The sequence below is a fragment of the Rhizobium sp. SG_E_25_P2 genome, from assembly GCF_029892285.1.
GTDB lineage: Bacteria > Pseudomonadota > Alphaproteobacteria > Rhizobiales > Rhizobiaceae > Rhizobium_E.
In genome coordinates this window covers 35,826-58,333 of the sequence record NZ_JARXVM010000024.1, presented here as the reverse complement: position 1 = coordinate 58,333, position 22,508 = coordinate 35,826, and the positions used below count along the sequence as shown (strand labels likewise).

Genomic DNA, 22,508 nt, shown 5'->3' with positions numbered 1-22,508 from the left:
GGGCGATCCGTTTAGGCCTGTTTTGCAGCGGGGGCAATGCGTCACCACGCCCGAACCAAACGCAAAGACGGCGTTTCACAGGAGATTGGAGGCGATATTGACCGTCAGCGCCAGGATGAAGGCGTTGAAGAGATAAGACAGGATTGAATGCACCAGCACCGTGGCCCGCATTGCGCGGCTGGCGATCGAGATATCCGCCGTCTGGCTGGCGACGCCGATGGTGAAGGAGAAATAGAGGAAATCGACGTAATTGGGGGGATTGCTGTCAGCGAAGTTAAGCCCGCCCTCGCCGCGCCGTTCGCGCGCCAGGTAATATTCATGCGCGTAGTGCTCGGTGAAGATCACATGGATGAAGATCCACGACGAGGCGATTGTGAAGGCGGCGAGCGCGGCGTGAAAGACGCCATCGCTCCCCTCCCCATGGCGGACACGCGACAGGACCACGATCGTCGCGCCGAGACTGATGATGACCGCGAGGAAGGACAACGCAAGAACGGCAAAACGCCCTTCGTCGGTCGCCTTGGCTCGCTCCTTCATGTCGTCGTCGTCGGAGGTGAACATCAGGATGAAGATCAGCGCCAGGAACAGCAGAACCGAAATGTTCCAGGACAGAAGCAGGCTGACCGGCGTCGACACCGCCCCGAACCATGCAAGCCCGAAATGCAGCAGAACGCCAAGCGCCGCCGCCCCGTAAAAGCGCGGACGACGTATGACATGGCGCCGAAGGCGGAGGGGCAGCGGCAAGGCGCGCCTCAATTCTTGAACAGCGATTCGGCGGCGCTGCGGCTCGACGTCTTGGCGGTGATTTCGCGGTTCAGCCGGGAAATCTCGCCCTCGAGCAGCGCGATCCTCGCCTTGAGTTCGTCGGCCGACAGCATGGAAATATCCATGCCGATCTCATGGGCGAGTTTGCGGGCGGGCTTGTCGTCGTCGTTGATGCTCATGCGGCTTCCACTCCTGCGTCGCTGTCCGGCTTGGGCGGGGTCGGTTCAGAGGTCGTGGAGGATAGCTGAGAACGCGGGTTGAGCGCCAGACTTTCCGGCGTGGTCTGGGTGCCCGAGGAGATGCTCTGATAGCTGTCGCGTTCGCCCACCGGGATCGGCGCGCGCAGCCGCGAGCGGATGATGGCGTAGACGGTGATCAGCGCATGCGCCGTCGCCGTGACCCCCAGCAGCGCATAGGGACCGAACCGCTCCATGATCGGACCGCCAAGCGTGGGGCCGATCACCGTGCCGACGCCGTAGAGCAGCAGCAGGCCGCCCGAGACATTCATGAAATCCGATGGCTTGGCGAAGTCGTTGGCATGCGCGACCGCGATCGGATAGAGCGCGTTCGCCGTGGCGCCATAGACGGCGATCAACAGCAGAAGCGTCAGTACATTTTGCGGTTCGAGCAGGAAGATCTGCACGCCGGCCAGCCAGGCGATGCCGGAGAGAATGGCGAGAACATAGCGGCGATCCATGCGGTCGGACATGCGGCCGGCCGGCATCTGCATGGCCGCGCCGGCGAAAATCGTGATGGTCATCATCAGCGCGATATCGCCCGAGGACAGGCCGGCCTTCGCGCCGAACACAGCGCCGAGCGTGCCCCAGGCGCCATTGGCGATGCCGACCAGCAGAATGCCGATGAAGGAGACAGGCGAATTGCGGTAGAGCGCGGCGAGATCGAGCTTGATCTCGCTGAGCGGTGCCGGCGATTGCGCATTGGACACCAGGGTCGGGATCATCGCCACGCAATAGAAGATGCCGGCGATCATGAACAGGATCGGGGTCTGGATATCCACGAAGGCGACCGTCATCTGCCCGCCGACGATGCCGATCAGCGTGATCGAGATGTAAAGCGAGAAGATCATGCCGCGGCTCTCATTGCTGGCGCGCTCGTTGAGCCAGCTTTCGATGATCATGGCGGTGGCGGCGGTGCCGAAACCGGTGGCGGCGCGCGACAGCACCCAGAAAGTCGGATTGATGACGATGCCGGTCATCAGCGCGATGATGGCGATCAGCGAGATGAAACCGGAGAAGGCGCGGACATGGCCCATGCGCTTGACCAGCGGTCGGGCGAAGATGCAACCGAGCACGAAGCCCGCCGCCCAGGACGTGCCGAAGAAGCCGAGCACCGTTTCCGAATAGCCTTCGGACGTGCCGCGCATGGGCATGACCAGACTGTGCAGTCCGTTTCCGAGGTAGAGAAACAGCGTTCCGATGAGAAGCGCCATGACGGAAACGAGGTTTTGCGGCATCGTCTATCCCCTGAGCCAACTTGTGTCGCCCGCCGCGCCCCCAGCGGCGGCTGAGCCTGACGGGACCGGAGAGCAGTGATATGGATTTCGGCAAGCCCGCGATTCGCCCGACGTCCCCCGGCGTCGCGGCCTGCCCATGCGCCGCAAACAAGCGGATCATCCCGCCGAGACTAAGGCAAAACTTTTAAGGATTTGAGCTTTGGCGAAAATACTTCCGCTTCTCGGCATCGTCCTGATGGTTTTGCACATGATCAGGCCGCTCGGCCTGCCCGGCTTGCGCCGACGGCGCGATTTCTGGAAAATCGCGCTCGTCATGCTCGCGGCCCTCGGCGTCACCGCGCTTTTGCGCGAATGATCATTTCTCGGTCAGCTTCAATTCGATGCGGCGGTTCTGCGAGCGGGCCTCCGGCGTATCGCCCTCGGCGATCGGCTGGAACTCGCCGAAGCCCGCCGCCACCAGACGGTTGGCCGGAACGCCCCTGGAGATCAGGAACTTAACCACCGAGGTCGCGCGGGCCGAGGAAAGCTCCCAGTTGTCGCGATAGCGCCCGGAGCCGGTCAGCGGCACATTGTCGGTATGACCGTCGACGCGCAGCACCCAGTCGATTTCCGCCGGGATCTCCTTGGTCAATTCGATCAGCGCCGCGGCGAGCTTGCCCATCTCCTCCTGGCCCGCCGGATTGAGATCCGAACCTCCCGAGGGAAACAGCACTTCGGACTGGAAAACGAAACGATCGCCGACGATGCGGATGTTTTCGCGATCCGACAGAATTTCCCGGAGCCGCCCGAAGAAGTCAGATCTGTAACGGTTAAGCTCCTGGACGCGCTGGGCGAGCGCCACGTTGAGCCTCCGACCGAGATCGGCGATCTTGGCCTGGGAGTTCTTGTCGCGCGCCTCCGACAGTTGCAGCGCCTGCTCGACGGCGCCGATCTGCGAGCGGAGCGCGGCGATCTGCTGGTTGAGCAGCTCGACCTGGTTGAGCGCCTGCTCGCTGATCTGCTTCTGGGCGTCGAGTTCGCCCGAGAGTTCGCCGATGCGATTGCTGGCCGTCTGCGAGGAGCCGGCGTCCCGATCCAGCAACTGCTGCAGCCGCGACTTCTCGCTTTCGGAATCGGCGAGCTGGGCCTGCAGATTGGCGAGACTGTCCTCGACATCCTGCTTGCTGCCCTTTTCGAGCGCCAGCAACTGGGTGAGTTCGTTGATCTGACTGTTGAGGCGCTCAAGCACTTCATCCTTGCCGGTGATTTCGCGGCTGAGAATGAATTGGCCGAGCACGAAGACCGTCAGAAGAAACATGATGGCCATGAGCAACGTGGAAAGCGCATCCACGAAACCGGGCCAGTAATCGATGCTGCGCTGGCCGCCGCGACGCCGCAAGGCCATCTCACTTGTCCTCGAATTTTTCGGTCAGCTTGTCGAGAGTCCGGCGCAGCGCCTTGGCTTCCTCCTGCTGGGCCTCGATCCAGTCGCGCAGCATCTGCTGTTCGGTGCGCATATTGCGCACCAGCCCCTGAATGCCTTCGGCGAGGCTCGCCATAGCGGCGGTGGAGCGCTGATTGCCGCCGCCATCCTGAGTGATGCGCACCAGTTGTTCCGACAGCGTCTTCAATTCCTCGGTAGAGCCCGTGCCCGCCTCAATGACCGGCGCGAAATCCGACGAGACGTCGGTGACCGACGACAGCCAGTTTTCGAGTTCGTTATAGAATCGGTTCTGCGCTCGGCCCGCCTGCAGATCGAGAAACCCCAGAATCAGCGAGCCCGACAGGCCGAACAGCGACGACGAAAACGCCGTGCCCATGCCCTGCAACGGCGCCGACAGGCCTTGCTTGAGCGTGTTGAGAATATCGGCGGTGCCGCCCGCGCCTGCGTCAAGTCCCTGAATGACTGAATTGATGGAGCCGATCGTGCCAAGCAGGCCCCAGAAGGTGCCGAGTAGGCCCAGAAAGACGAGCAGGCCGGTCAGATAACGGGTGGTGTCCCGGGTGTCGTCCAGCCGCGTGGCGATGGAATCAAGGATCGAGCGCAGCGCGGCGGTCGAAATCGCGCCGGTGTTGGATGAACCCATCAGGGCGCGCATCGGCGCGAGCATCACGGGATCGCGTCCCGCCTTCTCCGCGCTGCCGGCGGCGCGGAACGAATTGAACCAGCGCACCTCGGGTCTAAGCGCCAGAACATGATTAAAGGCGAGAAGCACGCCGATCAGCGCCACGCCGAGAATCAGTCCATTCAGACCGGGATTGGCTGAGAAAGCCGTATGCGCCTGCCGGAAGAGAATCGCGCCGGCAAATCCGACCAGAATGAGAAAGATGACCATCGTCCAGAAATAGGACATGGGGCTCGAAAGCTTGCGCCCATAGCTCGCCCCCTCAGCCGATTCGCCTTGGTCGACCCCGAAAAAACCCGCACCGGCCATGTACCTGTCCACTCCTGCAAATGTCGGGTTGGAAACTAGATGAGAATTGCGCCGAATTGAAGAGGCAAGCACACGGTGAATCCCAAGCCGCCTACCGGCGCCGCGTTACCGAGGGCGTTTTCATGGAAGGGTCAAGAGCAATTGCGCCGCTTCGACTTCCGTAACGAAAAGAAACGCGATCTAAACTGTTTATTAACCTTCTTGGCGCATAACTGTTGTTATCCAGAGCTTCTGGATTCAGACGGTCTCGCCTTGAGAAGTGGTCTGATTTTTCTCCCTGTTTTACCTTGAGAGCCGCTTTTAGCGGCTCTTTTTTTGCGTCTTTTCCGCTGGCGTCGCGAGAGGCTGGACCTCAAGAGTTCCAGCGGTTTCGACTCAACTTGTGGAGATTAACCGTTCCTTAAGAATCATGTTGCGAAAAGCCGGGACTGGCGGCATGATCCTGTTAAGAAAAGCGATCCAGACGGATCTTGATGTCCAGACGGGTCTCCACTGTAGTCATGCGTAAACAGGAAACGACAATGCTTGAATCGGGCGCCAACACCATCAGTTTCGCCGGCCACGTTGCCTCGTCGTCGCAGTTCAAGGCGCTGTATGCCGAAGGCATGGCGCTTGTCGAAGAGACGGCGAGCTATCTCGACGGCGCGGGTCGCCTGGCTTCCAAGAGCCTGCCGCGCATGTCCTCGGTGCTCTACGCCGCCGAATCGATGCGCCTGACCACCCGGCTGATGCAGGTCGCCTCCTGGCTTCTCCTGCAACGGGCTATCAACAATGGCGAAATGACCCGCGAGCAGGTCGTGTCGGAAAAGAAGAAGGTCCGACTCGACTCGTTCAACGTTGATCGCAACGCGCCGGGTTGGAGCGACCTTCCCGAAGCCTTCCGCGACCTCGTTGATCGTTCGGTGCGACTGCAGAATCGGGTGTCGATCCTCGATCGCGAGATCTACCGTCCCTCGGACGTCCCGGCGATGGAAGCCAACAACCAGAATTCCGTCCAGGCGCAGCTGTCTCTGCTGAAGACCGCATTCAGCGGCCAGTGAGACCAAGCACGCATGTTTCAGAGCCGGCCTGCGGGCCGGCTTTTTGATTGGGAAAACAGGCTGAAACGTTGAAAAAGCAGCCGATGCGGTTGACAGAAATAGAGTCTCCCGTTACATGCCTCCCAACTTCGGGCGCGCCCTTCCCTGAAAGGCGCGCCTTTGAATTGTCAGTCACGCCGGGCGACCGGCAAACAGGTCCGGATCAGTACAATGAAGATCAAGAATTCGCTGAAAGCGCTCAAGGCACGTCACCGTGAAAACCGTCTGGTCCGTCGCAAGGGCCGGGTTTATATCATCAACAAGCTGAACCCGCGCTACAAGGCGCGTCAGGGCTGATCGGCCCGCCTCAAGCTTTTTTGTTGGCGAATTGGCGCTGGCGGGTTATCATGCCCGCCATGCGTTTTTTCGTATTTGCCCTTTCCCTGGCCGTGACGTCTCCCCTCCTCGCCGAGGAGGCGAAGCCGGGATCGCCGCCGCCGGAACGTATCGTCGAGCAAAAGATCCCGCCTTTGACGCCGCCGGACCATGAGTTGGACCTGTTGTTCGCCCAACTCAAGAAAGAGCGCAATCCCCAGGCCGCCCGGCTGATCGCCGACCGGATAACCAGCAGCCTTTTTTATTCCGGCAGCGCCACCGTCGACATGCTGATGGGTAACGCACGGAAGGCGACCGAGGAAAAGCGCTTCGGCGCTGCGCTCGATTTTCTCGACCAGATCACCCTGCTGGCGCCTGGCTACGCGGAAGGCTGGAACGCCCGCGCCTCGCTGCATTACCAGATGGGCAATTTCCCCAAGGCGATGGCGGACACCGCTCATGTGCTGAAGCTGGAGCCGCGTCATCTCGGCGCCCTTTCGGGCCTTGCCGCCGTCCTGTCCCAGTCCGGTCGCGACCAACAGGCGCTCGCAGCGCTCGAGGCCTATCTCGACCGCTATCCGGCCGACCGCGACGCCCAGAAGCGGGCGATCGATCTGATGATCAAGCTCGATGGCCAACGCACCTGAAACCTCAGGGCCGATCGACGCGTATCATGTCCTGACCTTCACCCTCGTCATTCCAAATTCCGGCCTTCATGATCGTTCTCGCCAAGTTCATCGCCGCCATTGTCCTGAGCGTCGCAGCCCTCACCGCGCTTGCTTTCGTCTTCAGCCGTTGGGAAGCGGCGCGCATCGCCGCCCGCTATCCCAATATCGGTGAATTGACCGATGTCGGCGGCTTCAGGATGAACAGCCTGCATTGGCCGCAGCCGGCCGTCGCGGATCTGCCTCCGCTGGTTTTCATTCATGGCGCCAGCGGCAATCTGCGCGACCCCTGGGGCGCCTTTTTCGAACCGCTGAAGGACCGCGCCGAGATGCTGTTCGTCGACCGGCCGGGCCATGGTTATTCCGAACGCGGCGGCGCGGAAAACCTGACGCCGGCGGGGCAGTCCGACGCCATTGCGACCCTGATGCGGAAGAAGGGAATTACCCGCGCCATCATCATCGGCCATTCCTTCGGCGGAGCGACGGCGGCGAGCTTCGCGCTGCGCCATCCCGAGATGACGGAGGGGCTGCTGTTCCTCGCTCCTGCGACGCATCCCTGGCCAGGTGGAGTGGACTGGTACTACGATCTCGCCAATCTGCCGGCGATCGGCCCGGCCTTTTGTCACACCCTCGCCCTGCCCGCCGGCCTCCTGCAATTGCGCAAGGGGATCACCCATGTCTTTTCGCCCAATGCCGCGCCAGCGGCCTATATCGACCGGGCGGCGATTCCACTGGTGCTGCGGCCGGCCAATTTTTGCGACAATGCCCGAGATGTGGCCAATCTGCTTGCCTATGTCACGAAGATCCAGCCGCGCTACAAGAAGATCACCGCGCCGGCGATCGTCATCACCGGCGATAGCGACGACATCGTTCTGGAGGAAATACACTCGCGCGGCCTGAAGCGCGATTTGCCCCATTCAGAACTCTTATGGGTGCGCCATCTCGGCCACAAGCCGGATTATATCGCCACCGATCTGGCCATCGCCGCAATTGAAAAGATCGCGGGGAAGCCCCGCGATCTGGAAAGCATCGTGCGTGAGGTCGAGGCGCGGATCGCGCCCAGGACGTGATCAGACGCCGCTCTGGCCGTCCGAGCCGATATAGGCGATGCGCAGCATATTGGTCGCGCCCGGGGTTCCCAGGGGAACGCCAGCGGTGATGATCACCCGGTCGCCCGGCTTGCCGAAGCCTTCGGCATGAACGATGCGGCAGGCGCGGTTGACCATGTCGTCGAGGTCAGACGCGTCTTCCGTCACCACGCAATGCAGGCCCCAGACGACCGAGAGACGGCGCGCCGTCTCGATGATCGGCGACAGCGCCAGAACCGGCACGGTGGGACGCTCGCGAGCGGCGCGAAGACCGGTGTTGCCAGAGCCAGTGTAACAGACGATGGCCGTCAGCTTGAGCGTTTCGGCGATTTCACGCGAGGCGAGCGAGATCGCGTCGGCGCCGGTCGGCTCGGGCTTGGGGCGCTGGGCGTGAATGATGTTGGAGTAATACGGGTCCTTTTCGACCGTGCTGGCGATCGAGGCCATGGTGCTGACAGCCTCGATCGGATACTGGCCCGAAGCGGATTCCGCCGACAACATGATGGCGTCGGCGCCTTCGAAGACGGCGGTGGCGACGTCGGAGACCTCAGCGCGGGTGGGAACCGGCGCGGTGATCATCGATTCCAGCATCTGGGTGGCGACGACCACCGGCTTGCCGACCTTGCGGCAAGCGCGGGTCAACTGCTTCTGCAGACCGGGAACAGCTTCGAGCGGCATTTCCACGCCCAGATCGCCGCGAGCGACCATCAACGCGTCGGACATTTCGATGATTTCGTCAATCCGCTCGATGGCCTGCGGCTTTTCGATCTTCGACATCAGGCCGACGCGGCCCTTGGAGATCTTGCGGACTTCGGCCAGGTCTTCCGGACGCTGCACGAAGGACAGCGCCACCCAATCGACGCTGCCGGCGGCCAGCACGGCGTCGAGGTCCACACGGTCCTTGTCGGTCAATGCGCCGATGGCGAGAAGCGTATCGGGCAGGCTGACGCCCTTCTTGTCGGAAATCTTGGTGCCGGCGACGACCTTGGTGACGATGCTCGTGCCGTTGCACTCGACCGCGACCAGATGCAGCTTGCCGTCGTCGATCAACAGGCGATGACCCGGCTTGACCGATTCGAGGATCTCAGGATGCGGGAGATAGACGCGGACATTGTCGCCGGGTTCGGGATTGTTGTCGAGCGTGAAGGTCTGGCCGGGCGTGAGTTCGACCGGACCATTGGCGAATTTGCCGACACGCAACTTCGGCCCCTGGAGGTCGGCGAGGATGCCGATCGGGCGACCGGAGCGCGCTTCCACGGCGCGGATGCGGCTGATCAGCGTCCGCATCATGTCGTGGCTGGCATGGCTCATATTGATGCGGAACAAATCCGCACCGGCCTGATGCAGCTTCTCGATCATATGCTCTTCACTGGAGGCCGGGCCGAGTGTGGCGAGGATTTTGACTTTCCGGTTCCGCTTCATCAATTCTGGCTTTCTTGTGCTGCGGGCGTATCGGTCAGCTGAACCATCCAGCTTCCCTGACGCCCCGTGTCATATTCCTTGAATCCGAACTGCTGGTAGCCGCGGGCATAGCAGTCCTGGACGCCGGTGATCTTGAACTCGTTTTCCGCCACGCACATGTTGACATTGCCGGTCCAGCGTCCACCGCGCGTCGCGTCTTCCGCATAGAGATAATAGAACCGGCTCTCGAGCTTGCCCTCGATCAACGTGGCGCATGTCGTCGCGGGTATCTGCCACCATCCTTCGGAAATCCATCCTTCCTTGGAGCGATAGCCGATGGCCACGCCGACGAGGTTCTGGGTGGCGTTGCAGACGCGGAATTCCGCCTTCGCAACACCCGGAGCCGCGAATGCCGCACCGAGACCGATGGCCAAAGGCGCCGCAAAAACCGCAAATCCGCGTCGCAGCGCCGATTCACGACCGGCGGACATGCGAACGACTGCGCGGCGATTCGGCGCCACCATACGGAGGATGTAATTCACGAGCATGACGTAGAGCTGGCTCCCACCTGCTGATTGTCCTTGTGCGTTGGCGGCACAGGATTGTCAACGCAAAATTCAATCGATTATATCGGTCCAAAAGCCTGACATTCTTATCAGCGACGGCTCACATGACACGAAGGTCGGCCGCATGCATGGATAACCAGGAGTCAGGCGCTTGATTCCGATACTATTAGGCCTTGAACAAAGTCTCAACACAGACCGCCTTGAAACCGCCAAGTCGGCATGACAAGACAGCAAAAACGTGAAAAATTATGTCGATGTCCTGTAATTCCGCTTTCGAAATCCTGTCTGGAGATCCCGCATGCGGGCTGATCCTGCTTGCCGATCACGCCACCAACCGGTTGCCGTCGGACTATGGGTCGCTCGGCTTGCCGCCCGAAGCCTTCGAACGTCATATCGCTTATGACATCGGCGTGGAAGCGCTGACACGGAGCCTCTCCGCCCGTCTCGGCGCACCGGCGGCGATGAGCTGTTTCTCCCGCCTGCTGATCGACCCCAATCGCGGCGAAGATGATCCGACCCTGATTATGCGCATTTCCGACGGCGCGATCATTCCCGCCAACCATCCGCTGCCCGCCGAAGAACAGCGCCGCCGGATCGAGCGCTTTCATCGCCCCTATCATCAAGCGGTTAGCGACCTGATCGCGGACACGGAGCGCGCCACCGGGCGCACGGCGCTGGTGCTGTCGCTGCATTCCTATACGCCGCACTGGAAGGGCGTCGCCCGCCCCTGGCATGCCGCCGTGCTGTGGGATTCCGATCCCCGCGCCGCCATGCGGCTGATCTCGGCGCTGCGCGACATCGACGGCGTCCTCGTGGGCGACAATGAGCCCTATGACGGCGCCTTGCGCGGCGATACGATGCACCGTCATTGCACCGAAAAGGGCCGCCCGCACGCGCTGCTCGAAATCCGCCAGGACGAGATCGGCGCAGCGGACGGGATTTCGCTCTGGTCGGACCGTCTCGCGCCGATTTTCGCCGCGCTGAACGGCGAGCCCGACCTGCATCGAACAGAGATTTTTCCATCGCGGACGGACCGCATCTGGGGTTGAGGAGATCACATGAGCGAACTGAGCGAAGACGACGTCACCAAGCTCGAGGCGGCCGCTTTCCGGCGGCTGGTCAGCCATCTGCGCAATCGGCCGGAGACACAGAATATCGACCTGATGAATCTGGCCGGCTTCTGCCGCAACTGTCTGGCAAACTGGTATCTCGACGCAGCCCAACAGGCAGGGCTGCCGCTCAGCAAGGACCAATCCCGGCAGGCGATCTACGGCATGCCTTATGAGGACTGGAAGCGGCTCAACCAGAGCGAAGCAAGCGAGACGCAAAAGGCGGCCTTCGAGACCAACAGGCCGAAGGAATAGATCTTCGCTGGCGATTCCGCTTGACCTCGCCGGCCTTTCGCTGCAGGTCATCGGCCCGGATTGAGAACAGGAATCAGAAGGAGCAGGCATATGTCCGACGCGCATGGCGTGGCCCGCGATCAGCTCAGATCTTTCATCGAGCGCATCGAACGGCTGGAAGAAGAAAAGAAGACGATCGCCGACGACATCAAGGACGTCTATGGCGAAGCCAAGAGCACGGGCTTCGACACCAAGATCCTCAAGAAAGTCATCCAGATCCGCAAGCAGGATAAGGATGAGCGCATGGAGCAGGAAGCGATTCTCGAGACCTATCTGATGGCGCTCGGCATGATCGAAGCTCCGCCGGAAGAGTGATCCGCGCTTATTGCAGCCACAAAAAAACCGCCGTTCCCGGCGGTTTTTTTATGTTGGCTTCCCAACATCAGTTGGTTTCTGGGAATTTCTTCACCGGAATAAAGTTCACAGCGGAGCCGGAGAAGCGGGCCGGATCGATCTTGGCGGACTGCGTAAAGCCTTCCGCGTAAACCTCGGTTGGCTGGACGCGCATCTTCTTGCTCACAAAACGCGGCGCCTTGACGGGTTTTGCGACTTCAGCCACCCGGCCTTTGCTCAGCGCCCATTTGGCGATCATGTTCACGGTCAGCGCAGGAGACTTCCTCTCGGCGGTCTTGGCCACCGGCTTGGCCGGTTGCACGGCGGCAGGCGCTTCGAAGGAACGAGTGGCCGTTTCAGACGTTACATCCAGCGATGCGAGTTCCGCCAGCTTGTCCTGTTCTCCACCAGGCTCGCCCAGACTGTCGATAATGCCGGCAACCTCATCTTCATCGGTTGTCTCATCCGCAGGGGCGGCTTTTGACTGCGCCGCCAAAGCCGCGACTTCCTCGGGCTTCACATCACCCGTCGGCACGACAATGTCGTCATCCTTGCCATCGCTGCTGGCTTGCTGATCAGCAGGACGGCCGCCGGGGACCGGGACAGCGCTGAGCATGGCGGCGGTATTGGGATCGAGAGATGCGGTCAAGGCATCGCCGTCGCCCGGCTGGCTGCGCTGGCCGAGCAGGCTCGGCGCCGGCACATGCAACTTCGCGAGATCGACGAATTCCGGCTGTTCTTCAGGCTTGGGCGTCAGAGCGGCCTGCATCGCCTCTTCCGCAGGATTGCGATTCGTGGAGAGCAGCGCCGTTTCGATCGCCGGCTGCACCGGCTCGGCCGGCCGCAGCGACGGAACCGGCGCGTTGATCGGCTTGTCTTCCGGCTCGGCAGCGGCGGTCAGAACGGCCTGCTGGCTTTCGGGCTTGGATTTCTTGGCGGGAGCCGCCGCGACCTGGACTTCGGCGTCAGCAATATCACCTTCATCCTCATCCCCGCCGCCGAACAGGGCGGCAAGCAGGCTCTTGCGCTTGCCGGTGTCGCGATCCGAATTGTTGGAGCCGCCGCCAGCTACGAGGATGGCGTCGGAACCGACGCGACGCTTGTAATCAGCCAGCGCGGACGCATAACCGGGCATCACTCCGCCTTCGGCAGGCTTGTGCAGCGTGCGACCGTCCGGAAACAGGCGCGAAAGTTCGCGCCGCGGCATGCGCGGCCATGACCTGACGCCACCGACATCCATATGCACGAAAGGCGAACCGGAGGTCGGATAGAAGCCGACGCCGCCGACCTGGAATTTCATGCCGATCTCACGCAACTTCCTGAGCGAGACATCGGGAATGTAGAAGTCCATGGCCTTGCCGAGGACATGCTGGCTTCTCTCGGCGACGCCTTTGGTGCGCGAACGCAGCATGGCGTTGGTTTCAGGCGCGCGATAGCCGCCGATGACATTGATATAGTCGCGCGAGCCGGACTTCTGGTAGACTTCCCAGATCAGGTCGAACAAGCGCGGATCCATACGCGTGGGCTCGTTGCGGCGCCAGTCGCGGAGAATGAAATTCAGCTTCTTCAGGCCAGCCGCGTCATAGCGCCCGTTGCGCTTGAAAACGATGATGGCCTTTTCGTGCGAATGGATATGATAGATCTTCAAAGCGCGGGTCTGCGCGGCGGAAGCCGGCGCGCCCTGCAGGGCGACCACGGCGAACAATATCGCCGGGAGCATGGCCCGGAGACCCAAGCGCGCCGAGCCGACCGCTTTCGCGATACGACGAACGGCGCCGGTCACCCGGCTCTCGGTCTCAACCTCTTGATGCAACTCGATCCCCGTACACTGGCCGCCGCTACCGTTGATTCCACTAAAGGTCAATTACGGTTAGACGATGGCGAACGCGTTCTGACGCCCATCCCAAGTTATAGTGAACGATGCACTAACAAGGGTTAAACGCCAATCAGGTTTTTTAACAATCGCAGGCTTTATCGCAGATTTCGTTGTTTTTTCCAGTCTTTTTTAACGAATCAGCCAAGCGTTTCAATATTCAACCTGACGGTCTCCACTTGCACCGAACTGGCGGCGCGCGCCATGATCCCCGTCAACCCGCCACGGATTTTCGCAGTTTTCCAAACGAGCCGAGGCCCGCCGTGTGAGGGACACAGCGGGCCTAGATCGTCAGCCGGAACATTTCTCAGCCGACGACATCCTCCAACGCCAATTGCTTCAGCGGATCATCGGGATCGATTCCGTAATCCTTGAGCTTGCGGTAGAGCGTAGAGCGACCGATGCCGAGGCGGCGGGCGACTTCGCTCATTTGTCCGCGATAGAAGCGCAGCGCAAAGCGGATCAGTTCCTCCTCGACCGAGGCGATGGTGCGCACGCCGCCATCCCTGCCGATGGCCGACAGGATGCCCTCGGTGAGCGGGCTATGGCTGACGGCGCGTTGGGGTTCAGTGCGATAGGTCGCCTCCGGCAGCGACCGATTGAGTACGGGCAGTCCGGCGGGAGGCTCAACGCCAGCAAGACTCGGCGCCGCCAGGACATCGCGCACGCCGGCGAAAATGCTTTCGCCGCTTTCGTTAATGTAACCCGGGATTTGCGCCGCGATCTGGGTGAAATCCTCGACGCCGAGTTGCGGGCCGCGGGCGAGCACGATCGCCCGGAAGATCGAATTCTCCAACTGGCGGATATTGCCGGGCCAATCGAAGGCGGTCAGCAGTGCCATGGCCGCCGGCGTCAGTTCCGGAACCACGTCGAGCTTTTGCGCGGCCGAGAACCGCTCGACGAAGGCGCGGGCGAGAACGGGCACGTCTTCCTTGCGCCGGCGCAGAGCCGGGATGGTGATCGGGAAGACGTTGAGACGGTAATAGAGATCCTCGCGAAATTCCCCCGCCTTGACGGCGGCGATGAGATCCTTGTTGGTCGCCGAAATCAGGCGTACATCGACCTTGTGCGGACGGCGCGCGCCGATCGTCTCGATCTCGCCATTCTGGATGGCGCGCAGGAGCTTGACCTGGACATCGAGCGGCAACTCGCCGATCTCGTCGAGAAACAGCGTGCCGCCGTCGGCCTCGATGAATTTTCCGGCATGTTTCTCGGTCGCGCCGGTGAAAGCCCCCTTCTCGTGGCCGAACAGAATGCTCTCGACCAGGTTCTGAGGGATGGCGCCGCAATTGACGGTGATGAACGGTTTGCCGGCGCGATCGCTGGCGGCCTGGATGGCGCGGGCCACCATTTCCTTGCCGACGCCGGATTCACCTTCAAGCACCACCGGAATATCGGATTGCGCCGCCCGGCGGGCGAGATCCATGACGCGGGACATGGCCGGGCTGACCGCGACGATATCGTTGAAACGAACCGCCCCGCTGCGCGAGCGCGCCGGATTGCGCGACTGGCTGGTGCGGTCGACTTTCAAGGCGTTGCTGATCGCCGAACCGATGCGCTCGGGGCTCACGGGCTTGACGACGAAATCGAAGGCGCCGGCCCGCATGGCCATGACCACGGTGTCGATGCCGCCCTGTCCGGTCTGGACGATGACGGGAATATCGACGCCTTTTTCATGCAGGGCGTTGAGGAAAGCGATGCCGTTCATTTCCGGCATCATCAGGTCGAGTATGATCACGCTGATCTTGTCGCCGTGGCGCTCGAGCGATTCCAGACCCATCTTGCCATTTTCGGCGAGATGCGGCGTATGCCCGATGCGTTCAACGGCGTTTTTGAGAAGCCGACGTTGCACGGGATCGTCGTCGATCACAAGAATATGCGTGTTCACGGGCTTTTCCCCCTGTTATTTCCGTTCATGGACACAACATGACAAACAGCCTTGAAAATCCCGTTTTGAGAAATGCTTGCATTTTACCGATCCGGGCGGCAAACAGATAAAATACAGAAATCAAAAGGAAATCTGCGATGAAGTTCATGCCCGATATGACAGGCGCGTCCCGTTTGCAGCCAGTTTTCGCCACGGATGCGGCAGCAACTGCACCCGATCTCGGCGCCCTTCCGGAATGGAACCTCGCCGATCTCTATCCCGCCCCCGACAGCGGCGCCTTCAAGGCGGATCTCGACAAAGCGAGAATCCTGTCGGAAGCCTTCGAGGCCAGGTGGAAGGGCAAGCTTGCCGCAGCGGCGCTATTGTCGGGAGAAGACGGTCTCGGCGCGGCGGTGGAAGCCTATGAAGGTCTCGAAGACCTGATCGGTCGTGTCGGCTCCTATGCCGGGCTCCACTATTATGGCGACATGACCGATCCGGCGCGCGGCAAGTTCTTCGCCGATGTCAGCGCAGGCATCACCGACATGGCCGCTCATTTGCTGTTCTTCGCGCTCGAACTCAATCTCGTCGAGGACGCAGCACTCGCCGCTGCCTTCGCCCATGACGAAAAAGCCGTTCATTACCGCCCCTGGATCGAGGATCTCCGCAAGGAGAAGCCCTATCAACTCGACGAAAAGCTGGAGCAACTGTTCCTCGAAAAATCCCAGACCGGCGGCCAGGCCTGGAACCGGCTGTTCAATGAGACGATCGCCGCGCTGCGTGTGCCGTTCGGCGGCGAGCAGATCACGCTTGAATCCGCGCTCGACAAGCTGCAGGAAAAAGATCCTGATGTCAGACGCACGGCGGCCGAAGCCATCAGCCAGGTGTTCAAGGACAATATCCGCATCTTCACGCTGATCACCAACACGCTCGCCAAGGACAAGGACATTTCCGACCGCTGGCGCGGCTTCAAGGACATCGCCGACAGCCGGCATCTGTCCAACCGTGTCGAGGGAGAGGTGGTCGACGCGCTGGCCGCCGCCGTCAAGGCCGCCTATCCCCGGCTCTCGCATCGCTATTACGCCATGAAGGCCAAATGGCTGGGCATGGAGACGCTGAATTACTGGGATCGCAACGCGCCGCTGCCGGAAGCCCCGGCGAGCGCCGTGGCCTGGGAAGACGCGCGAGACATCGTGCTGTCAGCCTATCGGCAGTTTTCGCCCGAAATGGCCGAGATAACCCAGACCTTCTTCGACAAGAACTGGATCGACGCTCCGGCCCGGCCGGGCAAGGCGCCAGGCGCTTTCGCCCATCCTACCGTGCCATCGGCGCATCCTTACGTGCTGGTCAATTATCTCGGCAAGCCGCGCGACGTGATGACGCTCGCCCATGAACTCGGCCATGGCGTGCACCAGGTGCTGGCCGGCGGCCAGGGCGCGCTGATGGCCTCGACGCCGCTGACGCTGGCCGAGACGGCCTCGGTGTTTGGCGAAATGCTGACCTTCCGGGCGCTGCTCGCCAAGACCAAGGACAAGACCGAGCGCAAGGCGATGCTGGCGCAAAAGGTCGAGGACATGCTCAACACCGTGGTCCGCCAGATCGCCTTCTACCAGTTCGAGCGCAAGCTCCACACGGCGAGAAAAGACGGCGAGCTGACATCAGAGCAGATCGGCGAACTCTGGATGTCCGTACAAGGCGAAAGCCTGGGGCCGGCGATCAGGACGTCAGAGGGCTATGAGAACTGGTGGATGTATATTCCCCATTTCATCCATTCGCCCTTCTATGTCTATGCCTACGCCTTTGGCGACTGCCTGGTGAACTCGCTCTATGCGGTTTACCAGAACGCCGAGGACGGCTTCCAGGAGAAGTATTTCGCGCTTCTGAAGGCCGGCGGCAGCAAGCATTACGCCGAACTTTTGAAGCCGTTCGGCCTTGACGCGTCCGACCCGTCGTTCTGGGACAAGGGTCTGTCGATGATCGAGGGCCTGATCGACGAATTGGAGGCGCTTGATAAGAGCGCCTGACCAGAGGACCTGAACCGCATGGCGCCAGCCGAACCCTTCATCCTGCTTCGCGACGACCGCAGGAACGAGACCCTGTTTTTCGCCGGGCCTGAGGAACTGATCCTCGCGCACGACGCGGCGGGTCTCGAAGACGGACTCGCGCGGCTGGAACGGGCGCGGCGCGCCGGCAAATGGATCGCCGGCTTCATGAGCTATGATGCCGGCTACCTCTTCGAGGCAAGGCTCGCGGGTTATGCGGCCCAGAACCGGCCGACGCCCTTGATGGCCTTCGGCGTGTTCGATGCGCCACGGCCCGATCATCCCCTCGCCCAGCCGCGCCAACGGCTGGACAACGAAGAGTTCCTGCAAGAGCCCCGGGCGGAATGGCCGTTCGACACCTATCGGGAGCGCTTCGACCGGCTGCATTGGCATCTCCGCCAGGGCGATTGCTACCAGGGCAATCTGACCATGCCGGTGCGCGCCCGATGGTCGGGCGATCCGCTGGCCGCCTTCTGGTCGCTGATCTCGCGGCAACCGGTGCATTACGGCGCGCTCGTCAATCTCGGCGGGCCGATGCTGCTGTCGCGCTCGCCGGAACTGTTCTTCAAGGTCGATGAAGACGGCTGGATCGAGACGCATCCGATGAAGGGAACAGCGGCGCGCGGCAGATCCGCCGCAGAGGACGAGGCGATCAAGGCTTCGATGCTCGGCGACGAGAAGACCCAAGCCGAAAACCGCATGATCGTCGACCTCCTGCGCAACGACATTTCGCGGATTTCCGAGGTCGGCACGCTCGATGTCCCAAAACTCTTTCACATCGAGACCTATCCGACCGTGCATCAAATGGTGTCGCATGTGCGCGCCAAACTGCTGCCCGATCTGACGCTGCGCGACATCTTCTCCGCGCTGTTCCCCTGCGGCTCGGTGACCGGCGCGCCGAAAATGCGGGCGATGGAGATCCTGCACGAGATCGAAGCCGGCCCGCGCGACGCCTATTGCGGCTCGATCGGCTTTGTCGCGCCGGACGGACGCATGTGTTTCAACGTCGCCATTCGCACCATCTCGCTATACGAAGACGGCCAGGCGGTGTTCAATATCGGCGGCGGCATCGTCTTCGATTCCAACGCCGAGGACGAATATGCGGAATGTCTGCTGAAGGCGCGTTTCGCGCTGGGGGACCGGGAGATCGCCCAGTGACGGACAGGCCGGATTTTTCGCTGATCGAGACCATGCGGGCCGAACCCGGCGCAGGCGTCATGAGGGGCAATCTGCACCGGAACCGATTTTTCAATTCGACGCGCAAGCTCGGTTTCGCCGATCCGGCGATGGCTTGGACGGCGGCGCTGGAGGCGGCTCGAACTGTGGAGGCGCCGACCCGTCTCAGGCTCGAATTCTGGGCGGACGGACGGTACGACATTCAGTCCGCCGCATTCCAGCCGCTGGCCGAGGGAACCGTCTGGACCCTCGCCATCGCGACGAACACAAGGCTCGCCTCGAATGGCCCGCTTCTGCGCCACAAGACGTCGCATCGCGCCATCTATGACGCCGCCCGGGCGGAGATTTCGCGCGAGGACGCCGACGAGGTGCTGCTGCTCAACGAGAAGGGTGAAGTCTGCGAAGGCGCGATCACCAATCTGTTCGTCGAGGGGGATGACGGCGTATTGTGGACGCCGCCGCTCTCCTCGGGCTGCCTCGCAGGCGTGCTCAGGACAGCGCTGATCTGCGGAAAAAAGGCGCGCGTGCGGCCTCTGCAACCGTCCGACCTCACAGGAAAGACGGTTCTCGTCGGCAATTCGCTGCGCGGCCTCATCGCCGCACGGTTGAAGCTCTGAAACGCGGCACCGCACGCGTCAAAGCAGGAAATCCGAGCCTGCCAGCGAAATCGCCCCAGTCAGCTTCAAGACGAAATCGGCTTTGCCATCGCCATTGATATCGGCCTGCACCGTGGTATTGCCGCCAGAAACGAAGGAGCGCAATTCGCCGGCGTCCCCCGAAAAAGCGCTGTTGGCGATGAACGTGAAATCCTGGTTGTTCTTGGCGGTGGTGTTGGCGTCGATCGCGTGAATGTTGATGAGATCATTGTCCGCCTTGGTGAAATCCAGGATCGTGTCCGCCGTCTTGCCGGTCGATTCCGTGACGCTCTTGTACAGGAACGTGTCGGCGTCTGCGCCGCCGCCAAGCTTGTCGCGACCGAGATAGCCGTAAAGCGTGTCAGCGCCCGCGCCGCCGAGAAAATGATCGAGCTTCACGCCGCCGTTCAAGATATCCGCGCCATCGCCGCCATCGACGATGCCGTCGATGAAACCTTTCTTGCCGTTGTATTTGTCGTCGAGCGCATAAAGAAGGATATCTCCGACGATGGTTCCCGAATTGTTGATGATATCTATGCCAGCGCCTAGGACAGCATTATAGGCGTTCACTCCTCGGATCGTTCCGCTATTGTCAACAATGACGGTTTCACTCGCGCCTGAATCGCGAACAATGGTGCCATAAAATGTATCGGCGCCGATGATCTCGCCGGAATTGACCAATCGCGACGTCGTATCCGCCGAATTCGCGCCGAAAACCACCCCATAGTAGCCTTCGATCAAGCCCTCGTTGGTGATCTTGGAAGAACTAGAATCGAGATTGACGCACCAAGACGAATTGTCATCAGGCGTGCGGATCATCGCGCCAGCATGAATAAAGATCCGGTTGTTCGTGTCTGTGCCGGCATCCCCAAGATTGACTCCGTTTTCAGACACGACGCTTCCATAGATGTCGAACCTATGGTTCGAATCCGCCGCCGTGATCGCATATGTATTTGTGCTGCCGAAATAGACGTCTGCGGCGAGATAGAAATCTTCTCCCGCGGTGAGCGCGGCCTGCACGCCGGCCCCAGAAGTGTTGGTGAATATCAGGCGCATGCGATTTCTCCTCCCCGAAAAAATGACAAGCCCTAATTTAGCACACTCTGAGGCCGGTTAGCGATTTATTAATAATCAATCGTCGCGCGGAAGGATCAAAGGGCTTGTATTGGCGGACAATCCGGCTCATCACGCGGATGGGAGGACGACGCAATACGATGACATGCCTCTCATGACCTCACACAAGACCGGCTATCTTTTCGCATTCCTGGCTTTCACCGTCTTCGCTTGCCAGGACGCCATCTCCAAACACCTCTCGCATTCCTATTCGCCACTCTTGATCACCATGATCCGCTATTGGGCCTTTGCCGGCTTCGTGATGGTGATGGCGGCGCGTTCGAGCAGGGGCCTGACCGGCGCAGTCCGCGCCAACCGGCCTTATCTGCAGATCTTGCGCGGGTTTCTGCTGGCCAGCCAGATCATGGTGACCATCCTGTCCTTCCGGGTCGCAGGGCTTATTCAATCACAGGCGATCTTTTCGGCCACGCCGCTGGTTGTGGCGATGTTGTCGGTGCCGATCCTCGGCGAAGTCGTGGGATGGCGGCGCTGGACGGCGATCGGGGTCGGCATGGTCGGCGTGCTGATCATCCTCAGGCCCAATCCAGCGACCTTCGACCTGACGCTGCTCATTCCCCTGGCCTCGGCGCTGATCAACGCCGCCTATTCGGTGGCGACGCGGCTTGCGAGTCGCACAGATGACGCGAGCGTCAGCTTCTTCTATACCGGCGTCGCCGGCGCCGTGCTGGCCACGGCCATTGGCCCATTCTTCTGGACAAATCTCTCTGGGTGGGACTGGGGATGGATGGCGCTGCTCTGCCTGACCGGCATTTCTAGCCACTACTGCCTGATCAAGGCCTATGACCATCTCGACGCTGTGCTGGTGCAGCCTGTGGCCTACTACCAGCTGATGCTGAGCGCCTTGATCGGGGTCTTCGTCTTCGGCGAAAGCCTGGCGATGAACATCGTCCTGGGTTCGCTGATCATCGTGGCCGCCGGCCTCTTCACGCTATGGCGAGAGGCCGCGCGGCGTCGCATGCGGATCGATTAATCCTCTTCGTCGACCGCGAAGATACGCGGTTCGCCGTCGAAGGCCACCAACACGGCGGCGTTCTGTTCCTTTTCGAGGAAATCGAGAATGGCGATTTCCGTTTCGCTTTCTTCTTCATCGAGAGCGTCGAAGAAATCGGCTACCGTCATGCCGTTGCTGGCTTCGAAGCGCAGCGTTTCGCCGGTCGCGCCGCCCACCAGTGTAATGAAGCGGAAGACGACATCGTCATGTTCGTCGCCCAGGAAAATGCTCAGTTCGTTCTCGCCTTCATAACCGAGCATCAGGACGCCCATCGGTTCAATCATCGCTGTCTTCCTCTTTGGTGTTTTCGAGTCGATAGCGCGACACTATGCCATTTGCATGACGCCCGATAGCGCGGGCATGGGAAAAGCCGGCTACTCGGCGGCGATAGCCTGCGCCGCAGCCCGCCCTTCGGGCAGTGGACACATTCCGCCGCATCCGCCGACGCCGGGAACGCAATAGCGCAGGCAGCACACTTTCCGGACCGGTTCGCACGACGTCCCGTCGCGGCGCAAAAGCCCGTGCAGGGGATTTTTCATGCCGTCGGCAAATTGTGGCGCATGAAGCGCGGTCAGCACATCCGCCACGGCGTCATCGCCGATATGCGCGCCGATTTCGCGGATCACCCAATCGAGATAGACGACGAGATTGTTCCACAACATGCGCTTGGAGACTTTTTGTCCGCGCGCGATCGCCTCGATCAGTGGATCGCAATGGTCGCGCACAAGCGCCTGCAGCGCCTCGACGCCGACAGGTCCGTCGTGACGGGCGCCGCCATGCGGCAGGAGGATCGCTGCGGGCGGACCACCCTTCTCATGTAGGACGCAGAGGTCTTGCAAAGCCAAAGGCAACCGCACGCCATAGACGGTCGCCGCGACAATCACGCCAATTCCCACCGTCGAGAGGTAGAAGAGGCTCCAGAGAGACACGATCGCCCGTCTGTCGACGCCGGGATGCCGGAGACCATAGTCGGCCGTCACGGCCTCGAAATGGGCGGCGTCCAGAAGTGCGGCGAGCGGGGTCGACACTTTGTCTCCCGGCGCCGCCAACAGGAACTTGCCGGCAAGATAATCGTGGCCGGCGGAGGTCACGAGATCCAGGCAGCGCTGGTCCGCGCCGTCAAAAGCCTGCAAATGCGGTATCTCACTCATCGCGTCATCCCGTTGCGCCATAGCTGACATAGCCGGATCGGGCGCTGGCCGCAAGAATTGATGAGTATTTATGTCATGTTATTAAGCGTCGGCGCGCAGGACTTGCACGGGTTCGCCAACGCGACGGCCTTGCAGG

At 61.3% G+C, this 22,508-nt stretch carries 24 protein-coding genes; 12 read left to right on the top strand and 12 right to left on the bottom strand.

The window, feature by feature from the left end:
- Window positions 1-75: 75 nt before the first annotated feature.
- The 3 genes from M2360_RS24525 to M2360_RS24515 are packed head-to-tail and all read right to left on the bottom strand — an operon-like array spanning window position 76 to window position 2,239.
- Complete coding sequence (locus M2360_RS24525) at window positions 76-744, bottom strand: DUF1345 domain-containing protein (protein WP_280778024.1); 669 nt, start codon at window positions 742-744, stop codon at window positions 76-78.
- 8 nt (window positions 745-752) lie between these two features.
- Window positions 753-944, bottom strand: coding sequence for a DUF1192 domain-containing protein (locus M2360_RS24520; RefSeq protein ID WP_280778023.1), 192 nt, complete (start codon window positions 942-944; stop codon window positions 753-755).
- Window positions 941-2,239, bottom strand: a complete 1,299-nt coding sequence (locus M2360_RS24515; RefSeq protein WP_280778022.1) for an MFS transporter — start codon at window positions 2,237-2,239, stop codon at window positions 941-943. Before M2360_RS24515 ends, M2360_RS24520 begins: the two co-directional genes overlap by 4 nt.
- Window positions 2,240-2,438: 199 nt before the next feature.
- Between M2360_RS24515 and M2360_RS24510 the strand changes: the two genes are divergently transcribed.
- The gene (locus tag M2360_RS24510) at window positions 2,439-2,594 is read left to right on the top strand and encodes a hypothetical protein (protein WP_280778021.1); all 156 of its coding nucleotides are present in this window, start codon (window positions 2,439-2,441) and stop codon (window positions 2,592-2,594) included.
- On the opposite strand, the gene M2360_RS24505 is transcribed toward M2360_RS24510, so the two are convergent.
- The gene (locus M2360_RS24505; protein ID WP_280778020.1) at window positions 2,595-3,623 is read right to left on the bottom strand and encodes a peptidoglycan -binding protein; all 1,029 of its coding nucleotides are present in this window, start codon (window positions 3,621-3,623) and stop codon (window positions 2,595-2,597) included.
- A gap of 1 nt (window position 3,624) precedes the next feature.
- Window positions 3,625-4,653 carry a flagellar motor protein MotA gene (locus M2360_RS24500; RefSeq protein WP_280778019.1) on the bottom strand — a complete coding sequence of 343 codons (1,029 nt, stop codon included), beginning with the start codon at window positions 4,651-4,653 and terminating at the stop codon, window positions 3,625-3,627.
- Window positions 4,654-5,174: 521 nt separating this feature from the next.
- Here M2360_RS24500 and M2360_RS24495 point away from each other — a divergent pair.
- The 4 genes from M2360_RS24495 to M2360_RS24480 all read left to right on the top strand — a co-directional run bounded on the left by M2360_RS24495 (window position 5,175) and on the right by M2360_RS24480 (window position 7,782).
- Window positions 5,175-5,693 carry a DUF1465 family protein gene (locus tag M2360_RS24495; RefSeq protein WP_280778018.1) on the top strand — a complete coding sequence of 173 codons (519 nt, stop codon included), beginning with the start codon at window positions 5,175-5,177 and terminating at the stop codon, window positions 5,691-5,693.
- 210 nt (window positions 5,694-5,903) lie between these two features.
- Window positions 5,904-6,029, top strand: coding sequence for a type B 50S ribosomal protein L36 (ykgO, locus tag M2360_RS24490; protein WP_280778017.1), 126 nt, complete (start codon window positions 5,904-5,906; stop codon window positions 6,027-6,029).
- A 50-nt stretch (window positions 6,030-6,079) separates the two neighbouring features.
- Entirely contained in the window at window positions 6,080-6,694 is a 615-nt protein-coding gene (locus tag M2360_RS24485; RefSeq protein ID WP_280778016.1) for a tetratricopeptide repeat protein, read from the top strand.
- Window positions 6,695-6,762: 68 nt separating this feature from the next.
- On the top strand, window positions 6,763-7,782 hold the full coding sequence (locus M2360_RS24480) for an alpha/beta hydrolase (protein ID WP_280778015.1): 1,020 nt from the start codon (window positions 6,763-6,765) through the stop codon (window positions 7,780-7,782).
- Here M2360_RS24480 and pyk read toward each other — a convergent pair whose 3' ends face one another.
- Window positions 7,783-9,222, bottom strand: coding sequence for a pyruvate kinase (gene pyk, locus M2360_RS24475; protein WP_280778014.1), 1,440 nt, complete (start codon window positions 9,220-9,222; stop codon window positions 7,783-7,785).
- On the bottom strand, window positions 9,222-9,749 hold the full coding sequence (locus M2360_RS24470) for a DUF1036 domain-containing protein (RefSeq protein ID WP_280778013.1): 528 nt from the start codon (window positions 9,747-9,749) through the stop codon (window positions 9,222-9,224). Before M2360_RS24470 ends, pyk begins: the two co-directional genes overlap by 1 nt.
- Before the next feature lie 272 nt (window positions 9,750-10,021).
- Here M2360_RS24470 and M2360_RS24465 point away from each other — a divergent pair, with 272 nt between their 5' ends.
- The 3 genes from M2360_RS24465 (at window position 10,022) to M2360_RS24455 (ending at window position 11,485) form a co-directional block, all read left to right on the top strand.
- On the top strand, window positions 10,022-10,816 hold the full coding sequence (locus M2360_RS24465) for an N-formylglutamate amidohydrolase (RefSeq protein WP_280778053.1): 795 nt from the start codon (window positions 10,022-10,024) through the stop codon (window positions 10,814-10,816).
- A gap of 9 nt (window positions 10,817-10,825) precedes the next feature.
- Complete coding sequence (locus tag M2360_RS24460; RefSeq protein WP_280778012.1) at window positions 10,826-11,131, top strand: DUF1244 domain-containing protein; 306 nt, start codon at window positions 10,826-10,828, stop codon at window positions 11,129-11,131.
- Between the two features lie 90 nt (window positions 11,132-11,221).
- Window positions 11,222-11,485: a DUF2312 domain-containing protein gene (locus tag M2360_RS24455; protein ID WP_280778011.1), complete on the top strand. Its 264-nt coding sequence runs from the start codon at window positions 11,222-11,224 to the stop codon at window positions 11,483-11,485.
- Window positions 11,486-11,552: 67 nt separating this feature from the next.
- Here M2360_RS24455 and M2360_RS24450 read toward each other — a convergent pair whose 3' ends face one another.
- Together M2360_RS24450 and M2360_RS24445 are read right to left on the bottom strand one after the other, a co-directional pair.
- Window positions 11,553-13,316, bottom strand: coding sequence for a DUF882 domain-containing protein (locus M2360_RS24450; RefSeq protein WP_280778010.1), 1,764 nt, complete (start codon window positions 13,314-13,316; stop codon window positions 11,553-11,555).
- Window positions 13,317-13,683: 367 nt separating this feature from the next.
- Window positions 13,684-15,264, bottom strand: a complete 1,581-nt coding sequence (locus tag M2360_RS24445; RefSeq protein WP_280778009.1) for a sigma-54 dependent transcriptional regulator — start codon at window positions 15,262-15,264, stop codon at window positions 13,684-13,686.
- A 155-nt stretch (window positions 15,265-15,419) separates the two neighbouring features.
- Between M2360_RS24445 and M2360_RS24440 the strand changes: the two genes are divergently transcribed.
- From M2360_RS24440 to M2360_RS24430, 3 genes are read left to right on the top strand one after another with little or no spacing between them, the layout of a single operon-like run.
- The gene (locus M2360_RS24440; protein ID WP_280778052.1) at window positions 15,420-17,267 is read left to right on the top strand and encodes a M3 family oligoendopeptidase; all 1,848 of its coding nucleotides are present in this window, start codon (window positions 15,420-15,422) and stop codon (window positions 17,265-17,267) included.
- A gap of 18 nt (window positions 17,268-17,285) precedes the next feature.
- Entirely contained in the window at window positions 17,286-18,443 is a 1,158-nt protein-coding gene (locus M2360_RS24435) for an aminodeoxychorismate synthase component I (protein ID WP_280778008.1), read from the top strand.
- The gene (locus tag M2360_RS24430) at window positions 18,440-19,078 is read left to right on the top strand and encodes an aminotransferase class IV family protein (protein ID WP_280778007.1); all 639 of its coding nucleotides are present in this window, start codon (window positions 18,440-18,442) and stop codon (window positions 19,076-19,078) included. The genes M2360_RS24435 and M2360_RS24430 overlap by 4 nt, the downstream gene beginning before the upstream one ends.
- An 18-nt stretch (window positions 19,079-19,096) precedes the next feature.
- On the opposite strand, the gene M2360_RS24425 is transcribed toward M2360_RS24430, so the two are convergent.
- Window positions 19,097-20,152: a calcium-binding protein gene (locus M2360_RS24425; RefSeq protein ID WP_280778006.1), complete on the bottom strand. Its 1,056-nt coding sequence runs from the start codon at window positions 20,150-20,152 to the stop codon at window positions 19,097-19,099.
- Between the two features lie 172 nt (window positions 20,153-20,324).
- Between M2360_RS24425 and M2360_RS24420 the strand changes: the two genes are divergently transcribed.
- A complete protein-coding gene (locus M2360_RS24420; protein ID WP_280778005.1) occupies window positions 20,325-21,200 on the top strand; it encodes a DMT family transporter in 876 nt (291 codons plus the stop codon).
- Here M2360_RS24420 and M2360_RS24415 read toward each other — a convergent pair.
- Together M2360_RS24415 and fhuF are read right to left on the bottom strand one after the other, a co-directional pair.
- Window positions 21,197-21,505, bottom strand: a complete 309-nt coding sequence (locus M2360_RS24415; protein WP_280778004.1) for a hypothetical protein — start codon at window positions 21,503-21,505, stop codon at window positions 21,197-21,199. The two genes, M2360_RS24420 and M2360_RS24415, sit on opposite strands and share 4 nt — an antisense overlap.
- A 90-nt stretch (window positions 21,506-21,595) precedes the next feature.
- The gene (gene fhuF / locus M2360_RS24410) at window positions 21,596-22,372 is read right to left on the bottom strand and encodes a siderophore-iron reductase FhuF (protein ID WP_280778003.1); all 777 of its coding nucleotides are present in this window, start codon (window positions 22,370-22,372) and stop codon (window positions 21,596-21,598) included.
- Between the last annotated feature and the right edge of the window lie 136 nt (window positions 22,373-22,508).

Coding starts and splice junctions, on each gene's coding strand:
- M2360_RS24520 (WP_280778023.1), bottom strand. CDS start 944: ATGAGCATCAACGACGACGACAAGCCCGCCCGCAAACTCGCCCATGAG.
- M2360_RS24515 (WP_280778022.1), bottom strand. CDS start 2,239: ATGCCGCAAAACCTCGTTTCCGTCATGGCGCTTCTCATCGGAACGCTG.
- M2360_RS24505 (WP_280778020.1), bottom strand. CDS start 3,623: ATGGCCTTGCGGCGTCGCGGCGGCCAGCGCAGCATCGATTACTGGCCC.
- M2360_RS24500 (WP_280778019.1), bottom strand. CDS start 4,653: ATGGCCGGTGCGGGTTTTTTCGGGGTCGACCAAGGCGAATCGGCTGAG.
- M2360_RS24495 (WP_280778018.1), top strand. CDS start 5,175: ATGCTTGAATCGGGCGCCAACACCATCAGTTTCGCCGGCCACGTTGCC.
- ykgO (WP_280778017.1), top strand. CDS start 5,904: ATGAAGATCAAGAATTCGCTGAAAGCGCTCAAGGCACGTCACCGTGAA.
- M2360_RS24485 (WP_280778016.1), top strand. CDS start 6,080: ATGCCCGCCATGCGTTTTTTCGTATTTGCCCTTTCCCTGGCCGTGACG.
- M2360_RS24480 (WP_280778015.1), top strand. CDS start 6,763: ATGATCGTTCTCGCCAAGTTCATCGCCGCCATTGTCCTGAGCGTCGCA.
- pyk (WP_280778014.1), bottom strand. CDS start 9,222: ATGAAGCGGAACCGGAAAGTCAAAATCCTCGCCACACTCGGCCCGGCC.
- M2360_RS24470 (WP_280778013.1), bottom strand. CDS start 9,749: ATGCTCGTGAATTACATCCTCCGTATGGTGGCGCCGAATCGCCGCGCA.
- M2360_RS24465 (WP_280778053.1), top strand. CDS start 10,022: ATGTCCTGTAATTCCGCTTTCGAAATCCTGTCTGGAGATCCCGCATGC.
- M2360_RS24460 (WP_280778012.1), top strand. CDS start 10,826: ATGAGCGAACTGAGCGAAGACGACGTCACCAAGCTCGAGGCGGCCGCT.
- M2360_RS24455 (WP_280778011.1), top strand. CDS start 11,222: ATGTCCGACGCGCATGGCGTGGCCCGCGATCAGCTCAGATCTTTCATC.
- M2360_RS24440 (WP_280778052.1), top strand. CDS start 15,420: ATGACAGGCGCGTCCCGTTTGCAGCCAGTTTTCGCCACGGATGCGGCA.
- M2360_RS24435 (WP_280778008.1), top strand. CDS start 17,286: ATGGCGCCAGCCGAACCCTTCATCCTGCTTCGCGACGACCGCAGGAAC.
- M2360_RS24425 (WP_280778006.1), bottom strand. CDS start 20,152: ATGCGCCTGATATTCACCAACACTTCTGGGGCCGGCGTGCAGGCCGCG.
- M2360_RS24420 (WP_280778005.1), top strand. CDS start 20,325: ATGACCTCACACAAGACCGGCTATCTTTTCGCATTCCTGGCTTTCACC.
- M2360_RS24415 (WP_280778004.1), bottom strand. CDS start 21,505: ATGATTGAACCGATGGGCGTCCTGATGCTCGGTTATGAAGGCGAGAAC.
- fhuF (WP_280778003.1), bottom strand. CDS start 22,372: ATGAGTGAGATACCGCATTTGCAGGCTTTTGACGGCGCGGACCAGCGC.